Origin of the sequence: Paenibacillus sp. Leaf72 (assembly GCF_001422685.1) — a bacterium.
Lineage (GTDB): Bacteria > Bacillota > Bacilli > Paenibacillales > Paenibacillaceae > Pristimantibacillus.
In genome coordinates, this window is sequence record NZ_LMLV01000030.1 from 229,019 (window position 1) to 255,463 (window position 26,445).

A 26,445-nucleotide genomic window follows, 5' to 3' on the forward strand; every position below is an offset into this window, starting at 1 on the left:
TCAGCTGTGCGCTGTCTATACTGACTTGCAATAGCTCTAATTACTTAAGAAGCTATGGACGATGCTCGAATGTCCGTAGCTTCTTTTTTGTTGCCAAAAAAACAAAGGAGGGCTTCGGATGAGCGATTATAAAGCTAAAATAGCAGCGGAGCTGCGCAAAATAGAAGCGGAGGAACGCGTGCGTATCGTGTATGCCTGTGAGTCAGGCAGCCGCGCATGGGGCTTCCCGTCGAAGGACAGTGATTACGATGTAAGATTTATTTATGTACGGGAGACAAATTGGTATTTATCGATTTTTGAGCAGCGCGATGTGATTGAACGCCCAATCAGCGACATGCTCGATATTAACGGCTGGGATTTGAAAAAAGCGCTGAATTTATTCCGCAAATCGAATCCGCCGCTGCTGGAATGGCTGCAGTCGCCAATCAACTATATGGAGGAGACGACGGTAGCGAAGCAAATTCGCAATCTGCTCCCGGCGAGCTTCTCGCCGCGCTCCAGCATCTATCATTATTTGCATATGGCGAAAGGGAACTTTCGCGAGTATTTGCAGGGCGACCAAGTGAAAATTAAAAAATATTTCTACGTGCTGCGCCCGGTGCTCGCCTGCCAATGGGTTGAAGAGCGAGGCACCGTACCTCCTCTGTCATTTGAGGAGCTGGTGCATGAGATGCTGCCGGATTCGTCGCTTAAACGCGAGGTGCTCACGCTGCTTGAACGCAAGAAAGCAGGCATCGAGCTGGATTTGGAGCCGAAAATCAGTGTAATTAACGATTTTCTCGCGAGGCGTATCGCCTATTACGAGGAAGTGGCAAAGCAAGCGCCAGCTTCGGGGCAGAAGCAGGATCAAGCGCTGGATGAACTATTTCGCTCGGCACTCCGGGAAGTATGGGGGCCGGGCGCGAAATAGAGCGGCAGGCAAGGCGGCAGGGCGCAGCCGCAGCATAAGAAACGAGGAAATTTAATTGATGTTACACAACTATTATCAACAAGTGAAGCTGCCATCGGGGCAGGTGCATGTATATGCGGGGCCGGAGCTGTTTGCTGCGCTGGATTATAAAGTTTTTGAGCTTGCCAACAACAATTTGCAAATACCGAATCAAGTTTATATGGGCTACACGCCTGACGTTCATGTTGGCGTAGGTACGTGCATTGGAACGACTGCAGTATGGAATATGGAAGACGGCTATGTCTCGCCTTCCATTGTCGGCAGCGATATTGGCTGCGGCATGCGGGTTCATTTGACCAATTTGCACAAAGATGAATTGAAGGATGTGAAGCTTCGCCGCAAGCTGGTGAAGGCGATTGAGAAATATTTGCCGATGGAAGAGCATGGGCGGGGCCATTTTTCAGATATTCGCTTAGAGCATGTTGTGAAAAAAGGATTGCACGGCTTGCCGAAAAAATATATTCCGGATGCTTATACACCGCGCAAAGCGACTTCGCTGACGCATGTGGAAAGCAGCAAATTTTATGTGGATGGCGGCGCGCTGGGCTTATTCCCGGAACGGGTATGGCATCGCTCGCATCGCCAGCTCGGCACGCTTGGCGGCGGCAATCATTTTGCTGAAATTCAGGCGATTGAAATTCCTGAGGAAAACCGCGAAATCGCGGATGCTTGGGGCTTGAAGGACGGTCAGGTCGTCATCATGATTCATTCCGGCTCGCGCGCATGGGGTGGCTCGGTAAGCCAATATTGCAGCAGCAATATGACTAAAATGATGAAAGCCGAAGGGCTGGGCACCGCTGATCCCAAGCTGGTGTTTGCGCCGCTTGCACATCAACTGGGCAAAGATTATGTAGAGCTGATGTATTCCGCTCTGAATTATGCGGTCGTCAACCGCCATCTCATCGCTTATGCGATTCGCGAGGCGGGGAAGGATGTTTTTGGCAGCAAATTTGAAATGTCGACGCTCTATGATCTCATGCACAATTATGCATGGGAGGAAGAGCATGACGGGCATTCGTATTTCGTCCATCGCAAAGGGGCGACAAGAGCGCTCCCTGCACAGCATCCGGATAACCCTGAGCCATACAAGGAAACAGGGCATCCGGCGCTCATTCCCGGCTCGATGGGCTCCTCCTCCTACATTATGGTTGGCAAGGCGGGTGGACGCGACAATTACCACTCCATCTGCCATGGCGCTGGTCGTATCCGCTCGCGGAGTGCGAGCAAACGGCTCATTACAGTTGAAGAGTTTGCCGCATCAATGCGGGTAGGGATGGAGGACGAAATTGTTCTTAACCAGCGTTCGCTAGAGTCGATGGTCGACGAGTCGCCGCAGGCGTACAAGGATGTTGATCAAATTATTGAGAGTGTCGTTGGAGCCGGACTTGCCGAGGTTGTGGCCAAATGCAAGCCGCTGGCGACAATTAAGGGGGCTTAAGCGATGTTAACGGATAAAAGGGAAAAAAGCCTCAGCAAGATGATGACCAAAATATTGCGGCATGCGCCCGAAAAGTTCGGCATCCTGCTCGATGAAGCGGATGGCTCCTGCTTGCTTAGCGAGCTGCTGGCCGCCATTAATCGGCAGCCGGATTGGAGCAGCATGACGGAAGCGCATATCCGCTATGTTGTGGAGCGCTCCTCGAAGCAGCGCTTTGAGCTTGCAGACGGGCGCATCCGCGCCCGTTATGGGCATAGCGTGCAAAAGGTGAGCTATCCGGCTGCGGTGCCGCCGGAAGTTTTGTATCATGGCACGAATGAAGCGGTGGTGGCGGCTATTTTGCGCGAAGGCATTCAAGCGATGGGCCGCCAGTATTGCCATCTGTCGGAGGGGCTGGATTTTGCAGCCCTTGCGGGCAGCCGAAGGGGCAAACTTGTGATTTTGGCAGTGGATACGCAGCTTGCCGCGGAGCTCGGGGTTGTTTTTTATTATGCTGGCAATGAGGTGTGGCTGGCTGAGGAAATTCCGGCGGCATGCTGCCGGAAATATGATTTGCCGATTGATACGGTGAAAAATTAGGTAAAAGAATTACAATTTTCGCTGAGGTAATCGCAGCCATTTTTTGGTGCGAATGTGAAGCTCCCATGAAATCCCTAGGGGATTCGCACCTCAGAAAATGTCGATACGTGTCGAATTTGAATAACTCTCTAAAATGTCAAGGTTTTAATCATATACGCTTAGCATTATTGTTCTTGAAAAGATCGTGAATTGATGCCATGATTGGATCAATTGTATGTAATTTCGCTGTCGCACTCCGTATGGAGTGCGTGGATTGAAACTCAGGAGTATATATAGTTTGCTCACGATTGACTGTCGCACTCCGTATGGAGTGCGTGGATTGAAACATGCGCGGGATGCAGCAGAGATTGGCGATACTGGTCGCACTCCGTATGGAGTGCGTGGATTGAAACTTTGCAGCGGCAATGCCCGTTACCCAATCCATGCCGTCGCACTCCGTATGGAGTGCGTGGATTGAAACGTATCATCCCATGGCTTCAAAACGGAATCGCCATGTCGCACTCCGTATGGAGTGCGTGGATTGAAACCGATTGGCGACAATAAGCCTAGAAGCTACTACCGTCGCACTCCGTATGGAGTGCGTGGATTGAAACCCTGCAAGCGACACCCTGATAATATCCGTGTTAGTCGCACTCCGTATGGAGTGCGTGGATTGAAACGCATTACGAGGGATGCATACGGCGAGTACATTGAGTCGCACTCCGTATGGAGTGCGTGGATTGAAACCGTCAATACTGTCCAGGACAGGTTTGATCTGATGTCGCACTCCGTATGGAGTGCGTGGATTGAAACATCGTCACATAGTAAAACAGATCCAAACTGGTTGAAGTCGCACTCCGTATGGAGTGCTACGAGAAAAACATTTTTATGGTCGCACAATAAGGCAACAACAAATGACTGAAACATCTGTTGCATCTCGTCAGACTGCGTTTTTCAAACAAATCAAAAAGAGTATGAAGGTTTTAATAGCCTCCATACTCTTTTTATGTTCGGCAGGGAAAGGAATTTCAGGCTGCCGAATTTATAATTCGTCTGGCGATAAGCCAGTAAGGTAAGGCTTTATCCTTTTTTGATGCCGTTGTTCGTCAAGCAGCTGTGCCATCTGTTGTTGGACGCGTTTCGTCTGCTCGGTCGCGAAGGCAGGATGGGCGAGATTGCGTGTTTCAAGCGGGTCAGCGGTCAAATTATACAGCTCGTATTCCTCAGCAACAGGAACGGTTTTGATAGCTGCAACATAGCAGATATTAGAGGCAGAGAGTGACACGGAGGCTGCACTACCGATATGCTGAGCGGTCGGCTGAAAAGTTACGTCTCTAGCTCCCGGCTCGCTCCAAAACTGCTCGTTATCATAATAGCGGGAATACTTCCATAATTGTTTGTTGTTATCGTTATAGAGAGGGGCAATTACCGTTTCAATATGATTGGGCTGAACAACGGAAGGAAATGGTATTCCGATTGGGTTAACTTGGTGCTGGCCCCGCGTAACGTCGTCGTCGATCATAAAATAAATCGGTGATTCTACGGGCTCGGATGTGTTTTGCCCTAAAATAAAGCTGGACAGGTCACGGCCGACAAAGGGATGGGCCTCGCTGAATTTTTTTTGCAAGCGGCTTTGGATGTCTCCTACGTTAGCCTGGGCCAGCCCAAGCATAGTCGGGAGCAGATCAACATGGCTTGTAAGGGTATTGAAAGGCTTTGACTCTGGCTTCGGAAACAGCTGCTTGCTGTGAATGACTAAAGGGACATGGAGCATTTCTTCATAGGCAGAGGATTGGACAAGCGCTTCAAGCACTTTCTGCATTTGCATATCGGCTTGTTTTTGCATATGGTAATAAAGCTTGCGGTAATGAGGCTCATTAATAATGGGCTGCAGCGCGCGCGGGTGAATTTGCTGGTAGCTTTTTTGGCAGCGCGGTTTCGTATCTAAAGGTTCATTTTGGGTCGGCGCTGGCGCGACCGGAGGCATTGGCCCTATGTCGAAATTGAAGGCAGGCAGCTGTGCAGCGAGAGCCCCGTATAAAACAATATCATGCGGGTTCACAAATGAAGACACAACGAGCCATGGCTTTGCCGCATCATTTCGCTCTTTCTCATGGGCAATAGCCTGAATCAGTGAAACCACTTCGGAGGCATAGACGATATCTCGGCCGCTCAGCCCTTTAGCAGCAGACGAGCCGGAGTTTCGCGGGTCTCTACCGTGAGGCTCTGGGCCAATCCAGCCGGAAAATCCGAAATCGTCCATTCGATTGGCATGCAAATACAGCTCCTCCCGTGCTCGATCTGGAATACCGTTATCGGGGGAATAGCTGAGGACGCTTTGATGCGTGCCAGGAATAATGATATCTTGGTAGGAAAAATGCCATTTTCCCTTATAATAGGTTTGGTAACCTGCCTCGCGAAAATAGTTCCCAAGCGTAGGCACCGTATTGCTGCCCAGCCAAAACATATCCGAGTCAAACGGATCCTTGGCAATCCCTGTTGTTTGGCTGACCCCGTGGAGCGAAGGATATTGCCCGGTCATTAACGTAGCTCGGCTCGGACAGCAAGCAGCACTTCCGATATAATGCCTGTGAAATTCCATGCTGTGCGCTTTTCTCAGAAATTGCTGGTCAACGAGATTTTCCTTGCTCCATTGCTTAATTTCCGCGTTCTCATAGATGGGAGGATAGCGCTCCTCATCGACGAGAATGACAAGAAAATTAGGCTTTTTTCTTGAGAGCGGTTGGCTGTTCACGACAGCACCCCCCCCAGGGTATAATTTTAACCCTAGATTATGCGGCAATGGCTTGGAAAAGAAGAGGCCCAGCGCATGGAGTCTGAGCCGTGACGTAATGCTTTTCGAATAAATACTTTAAGCTACTTTTCTATGTTCAATTTGAGCAAGGCATCATCGATGGCCATCTGACCTGTTACATCTAACTCATTTAAAGCTTCCTCAATCGTTAAATCATCCGAAATTTCTGATTAGGAATGGGCTTGAGTTCATAGAAAGGATACAGGTCATGATCGCCTATAGGGTTCATATAGTCGGTTACTGCGGGTAAGCCATAATTCGTTTTATTTTTTGCAATTAATCGGCTGTTTGATGAAACATGAGCAATAAAATCCATTAATAATGCCGCTTCGTCGTGATGCTGTGCGTTTGTTGAAACGCCAAAAATATCATATATGGAGTAGGAAGAAGAATACTCTGGATTAGCGGGATCGATGGGGGCAGTGACCACCCCCCCAATTTATCTCGGTTCCATTTTCAAAATGGGATAAGGTGTCAAAGTCATAAGCAATGCTGTGCGATACGACTGTCATGGCAACATCTTGTGTGATGTAAGCTCTGAAATAAAAGAGCCTACCTATTCGGTAGACTCGATGAACTTCACTTTGAAGAGCTACTATGAATCTCACTTTTCGTATTCATGTATTCGATAAATCATCATGCCCTGCTCACTGTACATTTAAAATAACTTGGTTGCAGCCACTACTTTTTGCGGCTCTTCATACCAGCCTTTTGTGCCAATACCCAGCTCTCCAGCATTATTGCTTGAACCATAGGTCAATAACCGGCCTTTAGACACCCAGTAATAATTCTCTCCATAAGCTGCAATCGCTGTAACGTTTTTATTCCCCCCGTCCTGCTCTAGCAAACGACCCATTGACTTTCCTTCGTATAATAATTCTTTTTGTGTCGTTATATAAAGGCTTAATCGTCCAGTAGTTGAAACTGTACTATAATCTAATTTTTCTTTTACAGGTCCAACATAGGTTTTGGTCGCTCGATAAGGCTTCTGCCTAATATTGCTAACAAAGCTTTGCGAGCTATTCCAGCGCCATAGCCCTTTGTTTTTATCGATTCCGATTAACGTATCTCCATTAAATGAATCTCCGCCTGCAAACACTTTAGTAATACCTGAAAAGCCGGAGATTTTTGAAGCGGTAATAGTGCCTTCTTTTTTTGGACCTGACCAGTACCACACAGAGCCATCTTTTTTGGCTGCAAATCCCCGATCGTTGCTAACACCTACAGATATAACATCGCTAATATTAACCTGCCACACTAGATTTTTATTTTTCGTGACGTTGCTGGAGCCCCACTCCCCGAGGTGGTATACTTTTCCACTCGATGTCCAAATAACGACACTCTTATTATATGCAGCGATTTCTTTGATAGGCTCTTGGATCAGGTCTAAAGGAAGTGGCTTATCCGAATCGGCTGCTGCCCCTAAACGCGTTAGTTTACCCCAGCCGTAAAGCTTGCCCTCTTTGGTTAATGCGAGAGAAAATTCATTCCCAGCAGCTACTTGTATCGCAGATTTAATAGTCGTAATTTTAAAAGGGGCAAGAACATCCTCCGTACTGCCGCTTTTAACTTCATGCTCTTTATTGCTTCCCCAGCCATAGATATCACCTTGTTTATTTAGCGCAAGCACATGACCGCTATTTGCAGATAAAGCGATTGGGTCTTTTATGCTTTGAATGTGATTTACAGCAAAACTGAGGGCAGCCGTTTTTCCAATTCCCAGTTGACCGCCATTATTTCCACCCCAGCTCATTAAGGTTCCATCTATTTTAACTCCAGCATAATGCAAACTATTATTAATCCATGTCGTACCGCTAGCAATTATTTTGTAGTCATTAAAGGGGGTGAAAGGGTCATTCGATATTTGTTTGCCGGCAGCTTCATACTGATAATACCGTCCATCTTCCTTCATCACATATCTCATATTTTGAAAAGTGCTAATGACACCGCTGGCGACTTTTTCAGGTAGGCTAACCTTCTTATCCTTCGTATCTGTATAACCCCATAAATCATAGGCTTCCGTAAGCAGCAGCGGCCCAGCATCCTGTGAGCCAATATCCATTACTTTGGGAAAGCCCTTTAGCTCTTGTGGGTTATCTGTGCTTGCTAATACATGCTGTAAGATGCCTGTATCTGTTGATTTTCCTTTTTGTTTATAACTTAGTGCTACACTTACATCCTTCCATGCCCAGACAGACCCATCATTTTTTAATGCGAGATAGGAATCGCCATAGAAGGATAGGCCGATCAAAATTTTTGTGACGCTTTTCAGGCCCTTTACCTGATTGGTTTTAATTTGTGCTTTCGTTATATCCGTTTCATAAACATCATGGTAGGGTTCATTGAAAGGTAAAACCCATTCGGTTACCGTTCCATCTTTTTTTAAAACCATCCCATGCCCTTGTCCACCTACTTGTACTTGAACAGCTCCCTGGAGCTCTTTCATTAAAATAGGAGAAGAAATATTATGACGCCATAAATAGACTTCGCCTTTTGTTGTCAATACTGCTGCAGTTGAATAGTTGGCAGCTATTTGTTTGACATTTTTAAACTTCGTTATTTTTTTCGGAGCAGTCGAATTGCAGACTTTAGATGAATCGCATAGTGCCTGCGGAATGCTGCCCCATGCCCATAACTGTCCATTAGAATCAACAGAGTAAGTAACTCTATCTCCGAGAGCCAGACGGTTTTTTAAATCCTGTATTTCTTCTCTCGTTTTTGTGCTGTCAATGCTGGATTTTGTTTGATCATATTCCAAGCTGCTTTCATATTTTTTTAGCAGAGTGCCAGGTTCTGTATCCACTGTTCCATAGCGGGCACCTGTAGGACTTTGGATTTCAACAATGGGCCTTACACTGATATCGAGTGGTTCAGTTACAACTTTAAAGTAGCCTTTAGCATTGAGTGGGGTTTGCAACGTTTTGATTAAGGTATATCCGCTGCTTGGATCAATAAATTCTAAGTCCACGGTTAAATTTGCGCTATTGATGATGATCCCTTCGACCGTTACAACCCGATTGGAGTCAAATTTTACATAGTATTCGTACGATCCTTCCAAAGAGAAGGGGACTGGGGTTGTACTCAATCTTGAATGATCCACCAAGCCTTGAGCGAATATAGTATTTGAACAAATAAAGCAAATAACAAATAGACTCAGTGATAAACTGCTAAACCATTTTTTCATCTGTTTTCCCCCTGATTATGTATAAAATCGAGATGTTCAATTCACTTTAGCTGATCCATAATCTAACATAAAGGACGAACACAGTGACAAACATAACTCGTTCTTATTATTTGGTCAATATATTCCCTTATTTTAATCATAAAAGAAATCTCATCATAAATGCTAGATTCCTGCAACTTTTTCCATATTAGTTCGTCTAATTTTTTATGGAAAAAATTGAAATTGTAAAGAGAAGAGAGGTTGCAATGATTCAAAAAAAGACACAATGTCAGGAGAGTATGATGAAGAAGATAGGGTTCTTAATGGTATTATTTATGTTTTTAGTGGCGTTCCCAAACGATAGCTTTGCAGCAGCGGTGGATACGAAGGTGATTTTGGACGGAACAGAGCTTGTGCAGCCTGAAAATACGAAAGCCGAAATCATTGACAAAAAAGTCATGATCCCAATTCGGATCGTATCGGAAAGCTTGGGCTACGACGTGCTCTGGGATAAGCAGGCACAGACGGTCACGATTAGCAAGGAAGGCACGCTCATTGAAATGACGGTAGGCCAGAAAGCGGCAAAGATCAATACGGCTGCCATAGAAATAGATGCTCCTCCTGTGATTAAAAAAGGAACAACGCTCGTTCCGCTGCGCTTCGTAGGCGAGCAGATGAATCTCAAGGTTGGCTGGAACAATACGACGAAGACGGTCACTTTAACGAGCCCGATTCCAGAAGTGGTCATCGATGAGGGGGAAACGGACCCGGTTATTCCGCCCTCTTCCGGCACGGGAGGCACCATTATTGATGGAGCTATCCCGAGTGGCGTGTCAACAGTAAGCGCTATCAGCTTTAATGACAACCGCCTTATCGTCACGACAAGCGGCAAAGTAGGGCCGAAAATTTTCGCGATGAAGGCGCCGGATCGCCTCGTCATCGATTTGCCAAATTCGGCTTTTGCACCGTCGTTTGGCGATGGACAAGCTTTGAATGGCAGCCAGATGGGCGAGCTTGTCATTACGGACAGCTCAGATGTTACGAAGGTGCGTTATTCTTTGTTTACCCGCGAGCCGTCGGCTATTCGCATCGTTTTGGATTTGAGACAGGCGACCTCCTATCAGCTTGTCAGCGATGATTCTGGCCTTTATGTCGTAGACCTTAATGTGGACGGCGACGTAGGCGGTCCGCCGATTGTGCCGCCAATCAGTTCAGACGGCAAAAAAATCGTCGTCATTGATCCCGGCCACGGCGGTGTTGAGCCAGGCAAGGTGGCGCTGACAGGGCTGCAGGAAAAAATAATCAATCTGAAGCTTTCCTTGAAGGTCGAGCAGCTGCTGAAGCAGGTGTCTGCCATTAATGTGGTGATGACGCGAAAGGATGATACTACACTTAGTCTTTCGAATCGTGCGAAGCTGGCAAATGCACTGAATGCCGATTTGTTCGTCTCCCTGCATGCCAACGGCTACACGACAACCACAGCTTCAGGCACAGAGACGTATTATGCGCGGGATTCGAGCATACCATTAGCTAAGACGATTCATCGCTATTTGGTGGAAGCGACTGGTCTGAGAGATCGCGGAGTGAAATATGGCAACTATCACGTCATACGAGAGACAACGATGCCGGCGGTTCTGCTCGAGACAGGCTTTATGAGCAATGCGTCGGATTTGGCGGTTATTACGAATGAAACGGTGGAAATGCGTATGGCAAAAGGCATCGTTGAGGGAATTAAAGAATATTTGGGTATTAAATAGTACAGCTTGTTTCTTTCAATTCCTGAGGGAGGTGGAGTTTGAATGAACACAAAGATTGCTATTGCGGCGCTCCTATTAATCGTTATGACGACAGCCGGCTGCGCGGACAAGTCATCAGCCCATCCGGCGCAAGAGGTTACTCTAGATGCTACCCAATCCAAGACGGTCACAGCAGCCACAGTCGTGGAGCCGCAGCAAACGGCTGAGGCTCCGGTATCTGCTGCGGAAGTGAAGAAGCGGACAATTGAAGTTTTTTTCTCAGACCCGCAGGGGGAAAAGCTTGATAAAGCGGGTGTGCAGATTTCTTTTTCCACACCTGTAGAAAAATATACAGAAGCCTTTAAAGCTTTGCAGCAAAGCGACAATGCCGAGCTGATACCACTCTGGTCGAAGGAGATCGAGCTGAAATCCGTCCATTTTAAAAACGGAGCGCTCACGCTTGACATTCATATGCCTGACACGGCGCGTCTCGGATCTGGCAGTGAAATATTCGCTTTGGATGCTTTAACATGGACGCTATTTCAATTCGTAGAGGTGAAAACAATTGATTTGCTCGTTGATGGAAAGCAACTGGAAAGCTTAATGGGACATGCCGATTTGGAGCATCCCATTACGAGAGGGAAATAAGCTTGATGATAGCCGATTGTTGCATCGCAATGTTTCATAATCTCTTTTAAGAGGTAAAGAGACATATAACCAAAGAGGAGATGATCATATGACAGCTTCAAATAACGGTTTAGGCGATAAAATAAAAGGCAAAGTCAATCAAGTAAAAGGCGAGATTAAAGACCAGATCGGCAAAGCGACGAACAATGAATCGCTGCAAGGAGAAGGCAAGCTGGATAAAGCCAAAGGTATCGCCCAAGAAAAAATCGGCGAGCTCAAAAATAAAATCAGCAGGTAGATGACTGCTGCAAGCTTGGCTATAGCCGCATCGTTCATCAAGAAGCCAGCCTTCACAATCCGTGGAGGCTGGCTTCTTGCGGCGCATAACGATCAGGCAGGAGGCGAGCGTACCCGCAAAGCATTGCAAGATAATTGCAAGGTACAGTAATGCATGGCTAACCAAAGTAAAGGAGCATTCGCCGCTGCTGTGCAGGTCGGCAAACGCTCCTTTGCTTTGCGCTATTTTAAAAGTGGTCAGGCGGCATTTCGGTTGGGAATTCCGTTTCGACATTCGGTGCAGGCACAGGCTCGAACTCGGGCGTTGGAGTGCTGGGATTCATTTCGGGCGCGGGCTGCTCGGGCAAAATCTCAGGTGGGTTCGGCGGTATGAGTTCCGGCGATTTGTCTGGATTCGGCTCTGGTAAATCGATCGGCTTTTCGTTATGAATAGACATCATATACCCTCCTCTCGCTTATTCTTTACTTACCCAAACTTGCCTTCGGACTAACCAAGAGCGGGAAACGATGGTATTATGATGGGAGAACAGACTTATTAAGATGCAGGAGATGAATAATGGATTTTACAAAACTGAATTCCTTAACGAAATATCCGAGTATCCTCACCTATCACCAGCTTGGGGAACGCGGCCGTTTAAACGACACATTAACCGAAGGTGAGGCCTTCGATTCGGATAAGCCCGTTTATGTTTATGAAAAAGTAGACGGGGAAAATGCGCGCATAATTTTGCTTCATAATGAAGCCGGGACGGACTATTTTATTGGCTCACGAGAGGAGCTGCTGTTTGCCAAGGGGGACCGAATTGGCAATCCCTATGGCAATATGGCGGCCTTGCTAACCCCGATTGCGGAGCGGATGCAGGCCAGCTTGGCGGATGGTAAGCTTGGACTTACCGTTATTTATCAGGAGAGCTATGGCGGTAAAACAAAGGCGGCCAAAAATTATACGTCCAGCGGCAGCCAAGGCTACCGGGTATTCGATCTGTTTTCGCTGACGCATGAGGAGCTTAAGCATTTGCTGGAACTGCCGATTGACCAAATTGCCAAGTGGCGCGATCATGGCGGCCAGCCTTTTTATAAAGAGGCGGAGAAAGCAGCATTTATCGAGCGCTGGAGCCTCGACGCTGCGCCGCTGCTGGCTGAGCTGGGTGGAGCTGCGTTTCCGGTCGGGCTGGAGGAGACGAGCCGTTTTCTCAGCGATTTTGCGGCCACGCGTGTAGGAATGGATGCATCCGGAAAGTCAGAAGGAATTATTGCACGAACGGCTGATCGCAAAATGATTCGTAAAATCCGGTTCGAGGATTACGAACGAACCTTTAGAAATGCGCCGAAGGCATGAACAATTTGCTAGTGTCGGGCTACCGCGCGCATGAGCTGAACATTTTTAATCAAAAGCATGAAGGCATTGCCTATATTAAGCAGGCGATTACGAATAAGCTGCTGCCGCTCATTGATGATGGCTTGCAATGGGTCATTACGCCGGGCCAATATGGCGTTGATCTATGGGCATGTGAAGCCGTCATCGCGCTTAAGCCGCAATACCCGCAGCTCAGGCTTTCTATTATTACGGCGTATAGCAATCCGGAAGAGAAGTGGAAGGATGACAAGAAGGAATATTATGAGCAGGTGCTGAAGGGCGTCGATTATTATGCGTCGGTCAGCGACAAGCCTTATGACGGCATTTGGCAGCTGCAGGCGAGGGATGAGCTGCTGTTTCGCAAAACCGAGGGTATTTTGCTCGTGTACGATGAGGATGCGGGGGAAGGAAGTCCGCGCTACTTCAAGGAGCGTGCGCTCCGCCGGCAGCAGGCCGATGGTTATCGCTACATCAGCATCAGCTCGGATGATATTCAGAGCATTGCGGATGAGGCGAATTATCGGGATATGGACTAGCATAATAAGGCTGCCACTCGTTAGGGCGGTTTTTGACAGCAAGAGGAGGATGCAGAGATGGATGATCAGGATGATAAAAAGCAGCAAGAGCAGCATTCGGAAAAGGTGCGGCCGTTTGATTTAGAAAAGAGCGAGCCAGCTAGCCAGGCGGTGCATGTGTTCCGCCAGCCGCGGGAGTCGCAGCAGTCACTGGCGGCAGCGCAAGCAGCAGCCCAGGCTGCGCGGGAAGAAGCGGCGCAGCGGGCCGAGGCAGCCCGCCTAGCGGAAGCGGCAAGGCAGGTGGAGGTTGCCCGCCAGTCAGAGGCGGCGAGGCAGGAAGAGATTTTGCGGCGTGCGGAAGCAGCACGGCAGGAGGAACTGGCGCGCCAAGAGGAAGATGCGCGCTTGCTTGAGGCGACGCGGGAGCAAGCGGCTTTGCAGAAGCGCGAGGATTTGGAGGAAGAGCCGGGACAACGGGAACGTTACGGCGAGTATGGGGAATATGACGCATACGGCGATGACAATAGCGAATACGATGCAGATGATGCTGAGCCAGCTGTTACGGCGGCGACAGCAAGAAATGAGGCAGCTGGAACGGCTGCATCAGTGAGAAATCAAGCTGCCGGAATGGCAGGCGCTGCGGGCGCTGGTGCTGGCGCAAGTGCAGGAGCAGGAGCAGGAGCAGGAGCAGGAGCAGGAGCAGGAGCCAAAAGCGGAGCAGCAGGGGTTGCAAACAAGCTGCTGCAAAATGTATCCGGCTCGGTTAAGCAGATCGATATGCAACTATTGCTGAAGCTGCTGAAAAATCCGCTGGAGGGGCTGAATTTAAACCCGGCCAAAGATTTGAGCTACGGTATAATCGGGATTGTCAGTGCGATAATAGGTTTCCTCTTGTTCGGGCTGCTTACAGGCAGTGCCATCCAGCTATTTTTCGGCTATGGGGTATCCGATCTATTGCGTGAGGGAAGCGGCATGAGCGCAGCGCTATTCGGCAAAATCTTGCTGCTGTCGCTAATATCGACGATTGCCTTCCTCGGTTCTTTATGGGGAATCAGCTTGTGGAGAGCGACGCAGCGTCTAACACTCAGAGCTTTCATTACATCGATTGGAGCGATGCAGCTCGTTTCTGGAGCTGGATTTTTAATAGCGGGCGTCGTTTCGCTCATTAGCTTTAAGCTGGGCCTTTTGGTAATGGCGGCGGCACTGCTGTCTACTCTTGGCATTTCCTTGGTCGGCGCATCGGTGGCCAGCCAGGTGACGAAGGAGAAGCTGTGGTCGTATATCGTTCTTTCGGTTTGTGCTTACTTATTGTTGTTTGGCCTGTTCGGTGATTTGATCTTGTAAATTGATAAGCATAATGAGTGATGATATGTTGCTTAAACGTTGTTTCCCCTTGCGGAAGCAACGTTTTTTATTTGTTTGCAAAAGCCCCTGTCCGTTATTTTGGTAAATTTGTTATGGCGGTTTGAAATCATAATTGGAGCAGTTAATGATTGAAGTTCGATAAAATATGACAGAGATCGAAAAAATAAATGATGAATTTTCAGTAAAATGAAATGATTTTAGAGGATTTTAGCACTTTATGTAGAAAATTTAATAGCTAAAGATGATAGGGGGTATTTACCATTATGAAAAAAGCTATTTTTGCAGTTGCCGCTATGCTCGTCATGGCTGGCTGCGCCGGCCAAACGGAGGATTTTTCCACAGAGGTAAGTCAATTAAAGGAGCAAGTAAGCCAGTTGAGTGCTGAAAATGAGAAGCTGAAGGCAGAGCTTGCCGAGGCCGCTAATACTGCTGCGGTAAGCGAGGCGTCTTCGGAGCCGGCACCGGAGCCATCCGCTGACGCAGGCAGTGTACTAGAATTGAAAAAAGCGCTCGTTATTGCCGACTTTGCAGAGGTTACGCTCACGAAGACAGAGTTTACGTCCAAAGTCGTTCCGCCGAAGCCTGACAGCTTCTACAATTACTACGAGATAAAGGATGCCGAAAATATTTATTTGGACATCGTTCTTAAGTTCAAAAGCTTGCTCAGCTCGTCCAAAGGCGCAGATGAATTTGCCAATGTACAAGTGAAATATGATAGCAAATACGAGTACGAAAGCTTTTCTGCAATTGAAGAGTCGGGTGGAGGCAACTTTACCTATACAAACATAACGAATATTGAACCATTAAAAACGGGAGTTCTTCACTTTATCGCTGAGCTGCCTAAGGAAGCGGCCAAAGACAAAAAGCCGATTGATATTATCGTTACGATTGAAGGCAAGGAATACGTCTACTCGTTGCGCAGCGAATAGCCGCTTCGCGAAATATATAAATAGAGGGAGAATGAAATATGAAACAGAAAGTAATTACAGTTTTGCTGGCTATGGTCATGCTGCTGGCAATCCCAACGGGGCTTTCGGCCGCTAAGGCGGAGAGCCAGAGCGTTTTTGTAAACGGCAAGAAAATCGCTTACGCGCAGGCACCAATAAGCGAGAACGGCACAACGCTTGTATCGGCAAAAGAAACGATTGAAGCACTTGGCCTCGCCTTCAGCTGGGACAAGGGCAACAAGCGGATCATCGCTTCAAGCGGCGAAATGACGATTTCGATTATTTTGAATGAGCCCGTTGCTACGGTTAATGGCATTTCTATATTTTTGGGAACGCCCGCTGTAGAACGAAATGGCCGCACCATGGTTCCGCTTCGCCTGTTGACAGATGGTCTAGGCGCTTCTATGGAAACGAAAGGCAACCAAATCAGCATTAAAACGGTAGACCCAAGCAAAAGCAAATATTATACAGGCCTGCCGCTGCAAATTACGAATTCCGCTGTGAAAAATCTAGGCACGGAAAAAATCGTTGTTAATTATGTGGAATATTATTATGCCGGTGGCGCTGTGCAGGCCTATGATTTTACAGCATCGTTGAATGCGCGCGGCAAAGCCGCTTTTAACAATGCGACCGTAAAGCCAGGCGAAAATTTTGATTCGAATGGCACGAACTATACCTTTTTCGGCAGAACCGTTTATAGCATAGTGGTGGGAGAAGAAGAAACGGTAAGCAAAAGCTACAAGCTGGCTAAACAGCTTTATGGCAATGGCGGCACGATTGAAAAGCAGATGAGAGCTCTCTACAAACAGAAGGAAGAGGACTACAAGAAGAAGCTGAAAGAGGAGCTTAAGAAAAATAATAATGTTCCTTTTAAAGTTGTTGATTCTAGCATTACTTATGATTCATTAGGATATCCGGAAGCGAATATAGAGCTATGGAATTTGACAGCTAAAACGATAGTTTCATTCGAGCTTTCTTTTAGCACCTATGACGCTTACGGCGACCCGGTAAAGGGTGGTTATCCGTACACAAACCGTTTCTACGGAAAAGGTGCCAATGTTAAAGTATTGAGCGGTTATAGTCACATATTCACATGGGATCTCTACTCCTACAGCGACACAACCAAGCTCAAAAATATTCAAATTGATCGGGTTGCATACTCCGACGGCTCTGTCTGGAAACGTAAATAATAATTGAACAAACAAGCAGAAGGTTAAGCCGGATAAAGAAAAAGAAAAAGAAAAAGAAAACGCCGCAGCGTTTGTATCGCCTGCCCGCAAGGGAGGAAAGCAGCGCTGCGGCGTCTTTTTTTACTGATTTCTAAAATAATGATGCTAGGCGCATCTATGTTTGGTTTTGAGGATTCATAAAGTGAACGGGGCAACAGGTCATTCCGCACGAAGTTCTAAACGGGCTTGTAGAAAGGCAGGTTAGCGTGTAGAAATGGATACAAACATATATTTTGTTCGTCATGCTCATTCAGTCTATAACCCTGATGAGTTGGGGAGACCTCTTTCGGAACGAGGTATTCAAGACGCAGAGAAAGTGGCAAATATACTATACTAAACACCGAGCAAGCCCCCACCAGTGAAAGGTGGGGGCTTGCTACGCTCTTTTAATCAGAGAACTATAATATTTTCGAAAAGTGTCTTTTGCATTAAAGGGAGGAAACCCGGCGCAGAAAATTATTATGGGCAAAGCCCCGCACCTGCTCCTCAGAGTAATGCTTAAGCAGCTCATTAATCAGGTTTTGGCTTTTTGCGGCGTTTTCGAGATTATGCACGTAAGCGTTGATGCCGTCAAAATCGGAGCCAAGGCCAACATGATGAACGCCGCCAATGGCACAGTAATGGTCAATATGCTTAATCAGATCGGAGATTGTCGTAATTCCGTCCGATTCGGGCTTAATAAACTCAGGATAATAGACGACATGAACGGTTGCATTTTTGGCGAACAGCGCTTGCGCTTGCTCATCAGACAACCCTCGCGGATGATCGAATACGGCCTTGGCGTTCGAGTGGCTGGCGATCAAATAGTCGGCTGTTTCCACGACGTCCCAGAAGCTCTGCTCATTTAAGTGGCTCACATCGGTCAAAATCCGGTGCTCATTGTGGAACTGTACCATTTTGCGGCCGAGGGAGGAAAGTCCCGCCCCGCGAGGCTCCAGCACTCCATCAGCAGCAAGATTGGCGAAATTCCAGGTCAGGCCGACCGACAACACGCCAAGGCGGTGAAACATATTCAGCTTATGCAAGTCATTGCCGACCGGATCAACGCCTTCCAGCGTCAGAAAAGCGCCAATCTCGTGCTCGGCCAGCTTGCCGATATCCTTCCATTCCTTGATGTGCTTCATGTCCGGATTTTTCCCTAATACTTCCTCGTAAAAATAATGCACCTGGTCGAGCGCCGATTGAAGCTTCTCTTGATCAGTCAAGTTCGGCATGACGAAAATGGCGAAGCCTTGTACCTTGACGCCCCCAGTAAGCAGGCGCTGCTTGTTCGTATCCAGCTCAGGTGCATCGTTGAAGGAAAGGCTGCCTTTCTTCTCCCCCAGCTTCATTAAAGCATCGCAATGCAAATCGATAATGTTCATTTAAAACTCCTTTCACCGGCATTTACAGCGGTTTAATGTCCCAAGCTTCGCTTAGGAAAGCGAGAATACGGTCAACAGAGCGCTGCACTAAGGCTTCGCCTTTCCCGGCTGTCGCAAAAGATGGATGTCCAACGACGCCTGATTTGGAAATGGAAGACAGACGGTTGTATTTGATGATTTCGGGAAAAGGATCTTCAAACGCGGGCTGTTCATCGATGATAATGGACTGGTTTACAAGCTGAGGGTAAAGATGAAGCAGGACGGAGGTGCCGATTTCACCAGCATGGCCGTTTGAAAATTTTCCAGATTCGGAAATGCCGTCATCCTGCGCCTTGATGAACCGCCAGCAATCGATTTGGGCGGCCAATACATCGCTATGCTGTTCCTTGATCTGATGCACGATTTGATTAATAACCGATACATTTCCAGCGTGGCCGTTAATGAAGAGTATACGTTTGAAGCCCCATTTTAACAAGCTGGTTACAATGTCGCCGAGATAAGCTTTTAAGCTTTCGGGGCGAATCGTAATGGTTCCGGGAAAATCATTTAGTACGGTGGAATCTCCAGCCTCTACGTTTGGTCCGATCAGTGCGCCAACACACTCGGCAACGAGCTCTGCCAATTTGGCTGCCAGCAGCCCATCCGAGCCAAGAGGCAGATGAGGGCCATATACCTCGATTGCGCCTACAGGAACAATGACCAGCTCCGTTTGTTTTTTGTATTCCTCGAAGACGGTCCAGCTGATGTCTCTTAATTTGCGGCTTTTCGTCATAATGCGCTCTCCCAATTGTATGAATTTTAAAATATAACTGATGAATCTCGCTCCATCAAAGATGGGCCTGTCTAAGCTTGGTTGTACAAATGGCAGGCGACCTGCCTTCCGCCGACATCCCGCAGCTCAGGCTTGTCGGTACGGCAAACGGCCATGCAGGCATGGCAGCGCGTATGAAAAGCACAGCCGGGAGGCGGGCTCGCCGGGCTCGGCACATCGCCCGGCAGCACAATGCGGCTCTTTTTGGCAAGCGGATCAGGGGTGGGTACGGCGGACAATAACGCCTGCGTATAGGGATGCAGCGGCTCTGCAAACAATTCGCGTTTGCCTGCCAGCTCTACAATTCCGCCCAAATACATTACGCCGATCCGATCGCTTATATGCTTGACTACGCTTAAATCATGGGCGATAAATAAATAGGTAAGCTTGAACTGCTCCTGCAAATCCTGAAGCAAATTAATAATTTGCGATTGAATGGAAACGTCGAGAGCGGAGACGGGCTCATCTGCGACGATCAGCTTGGGGTTCAGCGCAAGTGCGCGGGCAATGCCGATCCGCTGCCGCTGCCCGCCGCTGAACTCATGGCCATAGCGATCCGCATAACGGCTGTTTAAGCCGACGGTTTCCAGCAGCTCATCGATCCGTCTAGTCCTTTCCTTGCCGGTTGCTGCTTGATGAATGTCGAGCGGCTCGGCAATGAGCTCGCCCACCGTCATACGGGGATCAAGCGAGGCGTATGGGTCCTGGAACACCATCTGCATATCCTTCCGCAGCTTGCGCAGCTCCTCCACCGGAAGGCCGACCAAATTGCGGCCCTCATACTTAATTTCGCCTGCCGTTGGACGAAGCAATTGCAGCAGCGTACGGCCTGTTGTAGATTTGCCGCAGCCGCTTTCACCCACAAGGCCCAGCGTTTCGCCTTTGAAAATCGTAAATCGCAGGCCATCGACCGCCTTCACATGTCCTACCGTCCGATTGAACAGCCCTTTTTTGATCGGAAAATATTTGGTTAAATGGCTTACCTCAAGCAGCGGTTCATTCATTGGAACGCCTCCTTTGCTTCGGATGCATGGAGCCAGCATCTGGCTGAATGCCCAGCCCCTACTGCTTCGAGCTGCGGATGCTGCTCATGGCAAATCGCTTGCGCAAATTCACAGCGGGGGCTGAAACGGCATCCTTCCCGCAAGCTTCCGGGCGGCGGAACGCTGCCCGGGATGGAATATAGTCTGCGCTCATCCGTTTCAAGCGTGGGCATCGACTTCATTAAGCCTTGTGTATAGGGATGCTTGGGACTTGTGAAAAGGGTAAGCACGTCGCATTCCTCGACAATTTGTCCCCCATACATAACGGCTACGCGGTCGCACATTTCCGCAACGACGCCAAGATCATGCGTAATAAGCAAGATGGAGGTGCCATGGCTCGTTTTTAGCTGCTGCATTAGCTCCAGAATTTGGGCCTGTATCGTAACGTCTAGTGCGGTCGTCGGTTCATCGGCAATGAGCAGCTTGGGATTGCAGGCCATCGCGATGGCGATCATAACCCGTTGCCGCATGCCGCCGGACAAGCGGTGGGGGTACTCCCGCAGCATTTGCTCGGGGCTAGGAATGCCAACCAGATGCAGCATTTCAATTGCCCTTGCTTTCGTCTCAGAGCGGCTGAGCTTCATATGAATGCGAATGGCTTCAAGCAGCTGTTCGCCGATCGTAAACACGGGATTAAGCGCGGTCATCGGCTCTTGAAAAATCATCGCCATGTCATTGCCGCGCACGCTGCGCATTTCCTTCTCGGAAAGCGCAAGAATATCCCGGCCATCGAAGGTGACGGAGCCTTCGACGACTTTGCCTGGCGTTAAACGCATGGCGGTCAGCGATGTCACGCTTTTGCCTGAGCCGGATTCTCCGACAATACCGACCGTCTCGCCTTCATAAATCGTAATATCAATGCCGTCTACAGCGGGAATGACGCCATCGCCAGTATGAAAATACGTTTTGAGCGCCTTTATTTCCAGTAGCTTGCGTTTCAATGCGGGCCCTCCTTAGCTAAACCTTCATTTTTGGATCAAGGGCATCGCGCAGCCCATCGCCGAGCAGATTGAACCCAAGGACAACGAGCATAATAGCGATGCCCGGCACGATGGACAGATGGGGCGCGGTGCGAAGAAATTCCCGGCCTGCGCTCAGCATGGCCCCCCATTCCGGAGATGGCGGTTGTGCGCCCATTCCAAGGAAGCTTAACCCTGATGCCGATAAAATGGCGGTAGCTACGCGCAGCGCCGAAAGCACAATAATGGGAGCAATGCTGTTCGGAATAATATGCTTCAAAATAATGCGTCTGTGCTTGGCGCCCATGGAGCGCGAGGCTTCAATATATTCTTTGTTTTTAACCGACAGTACAGCGCTGCGGGTAATCCAGATGAACGACGGCACGGAAAAAATGCCGATGGCAATCATGAGATTCACCATCCCGGGACCAAGCACGCTTACAATGGCAAGAGCCAGCAGAAAGCCGGGAAAGGCCATGAAAATATCGGTGATCCGCATAATGACCGATTCGATTTTGCCGCCAAAATAACCCGCTATTGTGCCGAAGGCTACGCCAAAAACGACAGAAATGACGACGCCGACAATACCTACCATGAGCGAGATGCGCGACCCATAAAATATCCGTGACAAAATATCCCGCCCATATTCGTCCGTTCCGAATGGGTGGCTAAGGGATGGCGCTTGCAGCAGCATATCCATGTTTTGCTCGAGTGGATCATAAGGGGAGATCCAAGGTGCAAGTATGGCAATAAAAATAAAGAGGCCAACGATCCATAGGCCCAGCAGAGAGCGCTTGTTGCTTATGAGCCGCTTGAGCACTTGCTTGTAAAGGGCCTCTCGTTTGGCAGGCCCATCGTCATAAGCCGATGGAATGCTTTGGGCAAGCAGGGATGCAGCTTTGGGTTCACTCATCGTTAGGCCTCCTTCCGGTCATAACGGATTCGCGGATCGACAGCGGCATAACACAAATCAACGAGCAGATTGACGATGACGAAAATAAGCGCAACGAATAAAATGCTGCCCTGCACAGCCGAATAATCTCTAAACTGAATCGATTGAATGATGTAGCGGCCCAGACCATTCATGGAGAAGACGGTCTCCGTAAGCACTGCGCCGCCGAGCAGATTGCCGATTTCCATACCGATGACGGTAATAATCGGAACGAAGGCATTTTTAAGCGCATGTTTGTAAATGATGAGCCACTGACGGACCCCTTTGGCTTTTGCAGTACGAATATAGTCTTGATTAATGACCTCAAGAATGCTGGAGCGTGTAAGCCGTGCGAGCACAGCGGCAGAGGAAATGCCGAGAACGAGTGCCGGAAGCACAAAATGCTTCAGCTCGCTGCTGCCTCCGGAAGGCAATATGGGAATATAATAGGCAAAAATAAGAATGAGAATTATGCCCAGCCAAAAAACGGGCATCGATATGCCGAACAAAGAGAAAGCCATGGCCGCATGATCGCGGGCACTGCCGGGTTTGGTTGCAGCGATAATACCGGAAAATAGCCCGATGACAACGGTAACCAGCGTAGCCAAAATCGTCAGCTTCACCGTGCTCGGGAACCGCTCCATAATTTCCTGCAGCACCGGATTGTCCGATCGCAGCGAAGTGCCGAAATCGCCTTGCAGCAGCTGCCAATTATAATCGATATATTGCTCGTAGAGCGGACGGTCGGTTCCGAGCCGCTCCCGGATGATTTGCACTTCCTCGGGACTGGCGTCTAGACCAGCAACTAATTCAGCGGGATCGCCAGGCACGAGCTGCAAAACGATAAAAGAGAGCAGGGAAACGCCGATTAGCGTCGGGATCATTTGCAGCAATCGTTTTAGTACATAGTTAAACAAGGGGAAAACTCCTTCCTGACCACTAAAATGAAGCGGCCAAGCGATTAGCCGTACAAATGCGCCTGCCGATGAATATGCGACGGGAGCTTGGTGCGGACTTCGCGCACGCGCGCCAGATCAATCCGGTAGGGAATCAGCGTCTCCGTTTCTGCACCGCGTGCTACGACAACGCCCATCGGATCAACGATCAGGCTCTGGCCGATGTAAAACTCGTTGACCTGATTAACGGCAACGACATAAGCGGTATTTTCCAGCGCCCGCGTCGTAACGAGATTTTCCCAGTGGCGTTCCTTCACCGGACCGCGTACCCAGCCGGATGGCACAATAATCACGTCGGCCCCATGCAGCGCCTGGTAGCGGGCGATTTCCGGGAAGCGCAGCTCATAGCAGACGAAAAGTCCCAGCTTGCCGAATGGCGTATCAATCGGCTCGAAGAGCGCCGTGCCGGGTTTGATATCGCGTGATTCCTGCGCGCCGAATGCATCATATAAATGCGTTTTGCGATAATGGCCGACGATTTGGCCGTCCGAGTCAATAATGACCGTGGAGTTGTATACGCGGTCATCCGCGGAATCCTCCGTAGTCTCCCGCGTACCGAAAATGACCCATACGCCATAACGCTTGGCCAGCGACTGCATCGTCGCAACGAAATGCCCTTCCAGCGGCTCTGCATCCTCCAGCTTGCGTTCTCTTGGCGTGCCGATTTGATAGAAGCTTATAAAGGCTTCCGGGAAAACGACCAGATCGGCCTGGTGCAGCGAGGTCGCGTCCTGCAGCGCCTTTTCCGCCTTGTCCAAATTTTCCTGCTTGCTGCTTGAAGAACCGAACTGTGCCATTACGATTTGAAAGGTCATAGCTGCTTTCACTCCTGTATCCAATTTTTTGAAAAAGCGGGCTTTCCATGCGAATGGTGCCGCTCGCGCAGCACCATCATGCTTACTTGAATTTCACGCCGCGCAGGTCCCAGAGCAAGGAAGGCAGAAAGGTGATGCCTTCAATTTTGCTGGAATATGCAATTTGGACGGTATCCTCATACAAAGGAATCCAAGGCGCGTCCGCTTTTATGAGCTGTAAAGCTTCGCTGTAATTTTTCTGGCGTTCCGCCTTGTCAAGCGCTTGGCCTCCCGCAAGAATGAGCTCGTCTACTTTGGGATTGGCATAGAAGGCATAATTGGATTTGCTCGTCGAAAGGAAGCTGTCGCGCAGCAGAGCATCGCCGTCACCTGTAACGGAAGACGCGCCCCGGACGAATAAATCATAGCTGTCCGGATTTTTCAGCACATCGAGATAAGAAGCAAGCTCCAGCACCTGCAGCTCTGCTTTGAAGCCCAACTGCTGCAAGCTGTTTTGCACAAATTCGGCGGCCGGGCGATCCTGCACGGCATTTGCCGCAAGCACAATTCGCAGCGTCGTTCCTTCCTTCACGCCAGCGTCCTGCAGCAGCTTTTTCGCCGCTTCCACATCATAGGCGTATGCGCCCACATCGGTGTAGCCAAATGAATTTTTTGAAATAAACGAAGTGGCAACCTCAACTCTGCCTTCATAAAGCTTGTTGACCAGCGTTTCACGATTGATCGCCAGATTGAGCGCGTTGCGCACCAACACATTGTCCAGAGGAGCATGCTTCGTATTGATGCCGATATAGCCAACGCGATTGGTAGAGCGAGTATTGACGGTAAACTTACTGTCATTTGACAAGCGTTCAACGTCTGTCCCCGGCACTTTGTCAATGAGATCCGCTTCGCCGGATTCAAGCATAATAACGCGAGCCGCATTTTCGGTTACCGTTTTGAACGTAATGCCGCTTACGCCCGGCTTGCCGCCCCAATATTGATCGTTTGCCTCCAGTACAATCTCGTTGCCGGAGCTCCAGCTTTTGAGCTTAAAGGGGCCTGTGCCGACTGGCTTTTTAGCAATGCCTGCTTCATCTTCCTGAATCGATTTAGGACTAATGATGCTCCCGGAAGTGACGGCAATATTGTTAAGGAAAGCGCCCTGCGGCTCTTTGAGCTGAAAAATGACTTCGGAATCGCCGTTCGTGCTGACGGATTCAATGAATTGGCCCAAGGTCGCATATTGGGACAGCTTTTTATCCGGGTTGATCAGGCGTTCAAAATTAGTTTTCACCGCTTCGCTATTAAAAGGGGCGCCATCTTGGAAAGTCACGTTTTGACGCAGCTGGAAGGTCCATGTTTTGCCGTCTGCCGAGGCTTTCCAGCTTTCTGCAAGCTGAGGAACGATTTCAAGCTTATCGTTGAAGGTGACAAGACGATCATAGATTTGATAATTAATAAAGCTGGAGATAGAGTCAGTCGCATTTTGTGGATCAAATCCAATGGCATCGCCCGTCAAGGCGATCGTCAGGCTTTTCGCTGCCGCTGTATCGGAAGCTGCGCCTGTGCTGCTTGACACTGTATTCGGCGCTGCGGTATTCGTATTTGCGGTGCTGTTTGCTCCGCCGCCATTGCCGCAGCCAGCAGCGAACAGGGATAAGGCTATAAGGGCAAGGCCCAGCTTGTTTTTGAAAAGATTCCTTCTCATCTAGTTGTTTCCCCCTTGATTGTCGGTTGCCGCTAGCTGGTCTGTACATCCAGCGAGCCGTTTATCGTAGCCGAGTTCCTTCCGGCGCTGTTGTTCCTTGAGCTGCTTTTCTTGGGCGATGAGCCCAAGCTCCTTGGCATGAAGCGGATTGATGACGAATACGCCATCATCATCGCCGACGATGAGGTCGCCTGGCTGAATGCTGACGCCGCTGACGCTGACAGGTGTATTGACTTCGCCTTCGAGCTGGAGCGAGCGGGTAGTCAGCGCGCTAATACCCTTGGAATAGACCGGAAAACGAAGCTGTGTGATCGGCCGTACGTCGGTGACGCAGCCGGATATAATGGCTCCAGCAATCTTTTTGTCCAGTGCAGCATACGTCACAAATTCTCCCCAGCAGGCACGCTGTTCATCACCGGACATATCGACCACGATAATATCGCCTGGCTGCGCGAGCTCGAAAGCATGCCGTATGGCGGAAGCGTCAATATGAGGAATCCGTACGGTGACTGCGTTGCCTAAGAGGCGAATCGGGCGAAACAGCGGCTGCAGGCCGGTGAGAAACCCGAAATCCGTCAAATGGCCAATCGTTGAAGGGCTGATGTGTTCATAAAGCTCAAGCAACTCAGCCGTTACTCCTTGTACTCTTGGTTCGATGCGAAACATTAGATGTGTTCTCCCCTCACTCGAAACATTAACTTGATAAATCTGATGTGATTAGTATGTTTTAACTTGTTGAAAACAATAGCATTACTCGTTCTCTACCGTCAATGTAAACGCATATAGATAATTTCAATAGCTAATTGGAAAAAACTATAGGGTTGCCATAGGAGGATGGAATGGACAGGCTGCGCCTTTTCCTTTCACAATAGAGCCAGAAAAA

General features: G+C 48.9%; 25 protein-coding genes and 1 CRISPR repeat array. Of the genes, 12 read left to right on the forward strand and 13 right to left on the reverse strand.

All coding sequences use genetic code 11. From position 1 onward, the window contains the following. Positions 1-118: 118 nt before the first annotated feature. Genes ASF12_RS22260 through ASF12_RS22270 form a run of 3 tightly spaced genes read left to right on the forward strand, consistent with a single transcriptional unit; the run spans position 119 to position 2,966 of the window. Positions 119-910, forward strand: a complete 792-nt coding sequence (locus ASF12_RS22260; RefSeq protein ID WP_056039683.1) for a nucleotidyltransferase domain-containing protein — start codon at positions 119-121, stop codon at positions 908-910. A gap of 58 nt (positions 911-968) precedes the next feature. After that, entirely contained in the window at positions 969-2,387 is a 1,419-nt protein-coding gene (locus ASF12_RS22265) for an RtcB family protein (RefSeq protein WP_056039685.1), read from the forward strand. Positions 2,388-2,390: 3 nt separating this feature from the next. Next, the gene (locus ASF12_RS22270; RefSeq protein WP_056039686.1) at positions 2,391-2,966 is read left to right on the forward strand and encodes an RNA 2'-phosphotransferase; all 576 of its coding nucleotides are present in this window, start codon (positions 2,391-2,393) and stop codon (positions 2,964-2,966) included. A gap of 227 nt (positions 2,967-3,193) precedes the next feature. After that, positions 3,194-3,827: direct repeats of the CRISPR family, unit length 33 nt; unit sequence GTCGCACTCCGTATGGAGTGCGTGGATTGAAAC. Positions 3,828-3,987: 160 nt separating this feature from the next. Here ASF12_RS22270 and ASF12_RS22275 read toward each other — a convergent pair. From ASF12_RS22275 to ASF12_RS22280, 3 genes are all read right to left on the reverse strand, one after another. Continuing rightward, positions 3,988-5,700 carry a sulfatase-like hydrolase/transferase gene (locus ASF12_RS22275; protein WP_056039688.1) on the reverse strand — a complete coding sequence of 571 codons (1,713 nt, stop codon included), beginning with the start codon at positions 5,698-5,700 and terminating at the stop codon, positions 3,988-3,990. Between the two features lie 208 nt (positions 5,701-5,908). Then, positions 5,909-6,190, reverse strand: coding sequence for a hypothetical protein (locus ASF12_RS34680; RefSeq protein ID WP_155973378.1), 282 nt, complete (start codon positions 6,188-6,190; stop codon positions 5,909-5,911). Positions 6,191-6,418: 228 nt separating this feature from the next. Further along, positions 6,419-8,944 (reverse strand): RCC1 domain-containing protein, encoded by a 2,526-nt coding sequence (locus tag ASF12_RS22280; RefSeq protein ID WP_056039692.1) that lies wholly within the window; start codon positions 8,942-8,944, stop codon positions 6,419-6,421. Between the two features lie 278 nt (positions 8,945-9,222). On the opposite strand from ASF12_RS22280, the gene ASF12_RS22285 reads away from it, so the two are divergent. From ASF12_RS22285 to ASF12_RS34685, 4 genes are all read left to right on the forward strand, one after another. Then, positions 9,223-10,680, forward strand: a complete 1,458-nt coding sequence (locus ASF12_RS22285; RefSeq protein ID WP_235533250.1) for an N-acetylmuramoyl-L-alanine amidase family protein — start codon at positions 9,223-9,225, stop codon at positions 10,678-10,680. A gap of 42 nt (positions 10,681-10,722) precedes the next feature. Further along, the gene (locus tag ASF12_RS22290) at positions 10,723-11,307 is read left to right on the forward strand and encodes a GerMN domain-containing protein (RefSeq protein ID WP_056039697.1); all 585 of its coding nucleotides are present in this window, start codon (positions 10,723-10,725) and stop codon (positions 11,305-11,307) included. A gap of 88 nt (positions 11,308-11,395) precedes the next feature. Beyond that, the gene (locus tag ASF12_RS22295; RefSeq protein WP_056039699.1) at positions 11,396-11,584 is read left to right on the forward strand and encodes a CsbD family protein; all 189 of its coding nucleotides are present in this window, start codon (positions 11,396-11,398) and stop codon (positions 11,582-11,584) included. Then, a complete protein-coding gene (locus ASF12_RS34685; protein WP_155973380.1) occupies positions 11,585-11,734 on the forward strand; it encodes a hypothetical protein in 150 nt (49 codons plus the stop codon). It begins immediately after the preceding gene. 76 nt (positions 11,735-11,810) lie between these two features. On the opposite strand, the gene ASF12_RS22300 is transcribed toward ASF12_RS34685, so the two are convergent. Next, a complete protein-coding gene (locus tag ASF12_RS22300; RefSeq protein ID WP_155973382.1) occupies positions 11,811-12,023 on the reverse strand; it encodes a hypothetical protein in 213 nt (70 codons plus the stop codon). Positions 12,024-12,139: 116 nt separating this feature from the next. On the opposite strand from ASF12_RS22300, the gene ASF12_RS22305 reads away from it, so the two are divergent. The 5 genes from ASF12_RS22305 (at position 12,140) to ASF12_RS22325 (ending at position 16,957) form a co-directional block, all read left to right on the forward strand. Next, positions 12,140-12,922, forward strand: coding sequence for an RNA ligase family protein (locus tag ASF12_RS22305; RefSeq protein WP_056039704.1), 783 nt, complete (start codon positions 12,140-12,142; stop codon positions 12,920-12,922). After that, positions 12,919-13,476, forward strand: a complete 558-nt coding sequence (locus ASF12_RS22310; protein ID WP_056039706.1) for a DUF1273 domain-containing protein — start codon at positions 12,919-12,921, stop codon at positions 13,474-13,476. The genes ASF12_RS22305 and ASF12_RS22310 overlap by 4 nt, the downstream gene beginning before the upstream one ends. A 57-nt stretch (positions 13,477-13,533) precedes the next feature. Further along, positions 13,534-14,799 (forward strand): MFS transporter, encoded by a 1,266-nt coding sequence (locus ASF12_RS35275; RefSeq protein WP_056039708.1) that lies wholly within the window; start codon positions 13,534-13,536, stop codon positions 14,797-14,799. 284 nt (positions 14,800-15,083) lie between these two features. After that, positions 15,084-15,749: a hypothetical protein gene (locus ASF12_RS22320; protein ID WP_235533251.1), complete on the forward strand. Its 666-nt coding sequence runs from the start codon at positions 15,084-15,086 to the stop codon at positions 15,747-15,749. A 38-nt stretch (positions 15,750-15,787) separates the two neighbouring features. Further along, entirely contained in the window at positions 15,788-16,957 is a 1,170-nt protein-coding gene (locus ASF12_RS22325) for a stalk domain-containing protein (RefSeq protein ID WP_056039710.1), read from the forward strand. Positions 16,958-17,424: 467 nt separating this feature from the next. Here the strand turns inward: ASF12_RS22325 and ASF12_RS22330 are convergent, their stop codons facing one another. From ASF12_RS22330 to ASF12_RS22370, 9 genes are all read right to left on the reverse strand, one after another. Further along, the gene (locus tag ASF12_RS22330) at positions 17,425-18,360 is read right to left on the reverse strand and encodes a dipeptidase (protein ID WP_056039712.1); all 936 of its coding nucleotides are present in this window, start codon (positions 18,358-18,360) and stop codon (positions 17,425-17,427) included. A gap of 22 nt (positions 18,361-18,382) precedes the next feature. Continuing rightward, positions 18,383-19,132 (reverse strand): creatininase family protein, encoded by a 750-nt coding sequence (locus ASF12_RS22335; RefSeq protein ID WP_056039714.1) that lies wholly within the window; start codon positions 19,130-19,132, stop codon positions 18,383-18,385. A 71-nt stretch (positions 19,133-19,203) separates the two neighbouring features. Next, on the reverse strand, positions 19,204-20,175 hold the full coding sequence (locus tag ASF12_RS22340; RefSeq protein WP_056039715.1) for an ABC transporter ATP-binding protein: 972 nt from the start codon (positions 20,173-20,175) through the stop codon (positions 19,204-19,206). Then, positions 20,172-21,155 (reverse strand): ABC transporter ATP-binding protein, encoded by a 984-nt coding sequence (locus ASF12_RS22345; protein ID WP_056039717.1) that lies wholly within the window; start codon positions 21,153-21,155, stop codon positions 20,172-20,174. Before ASF12_RS22345 ends, ASF12_RS22340 begins: the two co-directional genes overlap by 4 nt. A gap of 16 nt (positions 21,156-21,171) precedes the next feature. Continuing rightward, positions 21,172-22,086, reverse strand: a complete 915-nt coding sequence (nikC, locus tag ASF12_RS22350) for a nickel transporter permease (protein WP_081418965.1) — start codon at positions 22,084-22,086, stop codon at positions 21,172-21,174. A gap of 2 nt (positions 22,087-22,088) precedes the next feature. Further along, positions 22,089-23,021: an ABC transporter permease gene (locus ASF12_RS22355; protein WP_155973384.1), complete on the reverse strand. Its 933-nt coding sequence runs from the start codon at positions 23,019-23,021 to the stop codon at positions 22,089-22,091. A gap of 44 nt (positions 23,022-23,065) precedes the next feature. Then, a complete protein-coding gene (locus tag ASF12_RS22360) occupies positions 23,066-23,875 on the reverse strand; it encodes a carbon-nitrogen hydrolase family protein (RefSeq protein ID WP_056039718.1) in 810 nt (269 codons plus the stop codon). Between the two features lie 82 nt (positions 23,876-23,957). Beyond that, on the reverse strand, positions 23,958-25,562 hold the full coding sequence (locus ASF12_RS22365; protein ID WP_056039720.1) for an ABC transporter substrate-binding protein: 1,605 nt from the start codon (positions 25,560-25,562) through the stop codon (positions 23,958-23,960). Continuing rightward, entirely contained in the window at positions 25,563-26,228 is a 666-nt protein-coding gene (locus tag ASF12_RS22370; protein WP_056039722.1) for an RraA family protein, read from the reverse strand. Between the last annotated feature and the right edge of the window lie 217 nt (positions 26,229-26,445).

Excerpts from the sequence above, each read along its gene's own strand:
- ASF12_RS22325 (WP_056039710.1), top strand. The coding sequence starts at position 15,788 with ATGAAACAGAAAGTAATTACAGTTTTGCTGGCTATGGTCATGCTGCTG.
- ASF12_RS22285 (WP_235533250.1), top strand. The coding sequence starts at position 9,223 with ATGATGAAGAAGATAGGGTTCTTAATGGTATTATTTATGTTTTTAGTG.
- ASF12_RS22300 (WP_155973382.1), bottom strand. The coding sequence starts at position 12,023 with ATGATGTCTATTCATAACGAAAAGCCGATCGATTTACCAGAGCCGAAT.
- ASF12_RS22260 (WP_056039683.1), top strand. The coding sequence starts at position 119 with ATGAGCGATTATAAAGCTAAAATAGCAGCGGAGCTGCGCAAAATAGAA.
- ASF12_RS22365 (WP_056039720.1), bottom strand. The coding sequence starts at position 25,562 with ATGAGAAGGAATCTTTTCAAAAACAAGCTGGGCCTTGCCCTTATAGCC.
- ASF12_RS22265 (WP_056039685.1), top strand. The coding sequence starts at position 969 with ATGTTACACAACTATTATCAACAAGTGAAGCTGCCATCGGGGCAGGTG.
- ASF12_RS22295 (WP_056039699.1), top strand. The coding sequence starts at position 11,396 with ATGACAGCTTCAAATAACGGTTTAGGCGATAAAATAAAAGGCAAAGTC.
- ASF12_RS22330 (WP_056039712.1), bottom strand. The coding sequence starts at position 18,360 with ATGAACATTATCGATTTGCATTGCGATGCTTTAATGAAGCTGGGGGAG.
- ASF12_RS35275 (WP_056039708.1), top strand. The coding sequence starts at position 13,534 with ATGGATGATCAGGATGATAAAAAGCAGCAAGAGCAGCATTCGGAAAAG.
- ASF12_RS22340 (WP_056039715.1), bottom strand. The coding sequence starts at position 20,175 with ATGAATGAACCGCTGCTTGAGGTAAGCCATTTAACCAAATATTTTCCG.
- ASF12_RS22335 (WP_056039714.1), bottom strand. The coding sequence starts at position 19,132 with ATGACGAAAAGCCGCAAATTAAGAGACATCAGCTGGACCGTCTTCGAG.
- ASF12_RS22305 (WP_056039704.1), top strand. The coding sequence starts at position 12,140 with ATGGATTTTACAAAACTGAATTCCTTAACGAAATATCCGAGTATCCTC.
- ASF12_RS22320 (WP_235533251.1), top strand. The coding sequence starts at position 15,084 with ATGAAAAAAGCTATTTTTGCAGTTGCCGCTATGCTCGTCATGGCTGGC.
- ASF12_RS22290 (WP_056039697.1), top strand. The coding sequence starts at position 10,723 with ATGAACACAAAGATTGCTATTGCGGCGCTCCTATTAATCGTTATGACG.
- ASF12_RS22280 (WP_056039692.1), bottom strand. The coding sequence starts at position 8,944 with ATGAAAAAATGGTTTAGCAGTTTATCACTGAGTCTATTTGTTATTTGC.
- nikC (WP_081418965.1), bottom strand. The coding sequence starts at position 22,086 with ATGAGTGAACCCAAAGCTGCATCCCTGCTTGCCCAAAGCATTCCATCG.
- ASF12_RS22310 (WP_056039706.1), top strand. The coding sequence starts at position 12,919 with ATGAACAATTTGCTAGTGTCGGGCTACCGCGCGCATGAGCTGAACATT.
- ASF12_RS22370 (WP_056039722.1), bottom strand. The coding sequence starts at position 26,228 with ATGTTTCGCATCGAACCAAGAGTACAAGGAGTAACGGCTGAGTTGCTT.
- ASF12_RS34685 (WP_155973380.1), top strand. The coding sequence starts at position 11,585 with ATGACTGCTGCAAGCTTGGCTATAGCCGCATCGTTCATCAAGAAGCCA.
- ASF12_RS22360 (WP_056039718.1), bottom strand. The coding sequence starts at position 23,875 with ATGACCTTTCAAATCGTAATGGCACAGTTCGGTTCTTCAAGCAGCAAG.
- ASF12_RS22270 (WP_056039686.1), top strand. The coding sequence starts at position 2,391 with ATGTTAACGGATAAAAGGGAAAAAAGCCTCAGCAAGATGATGACCAAA.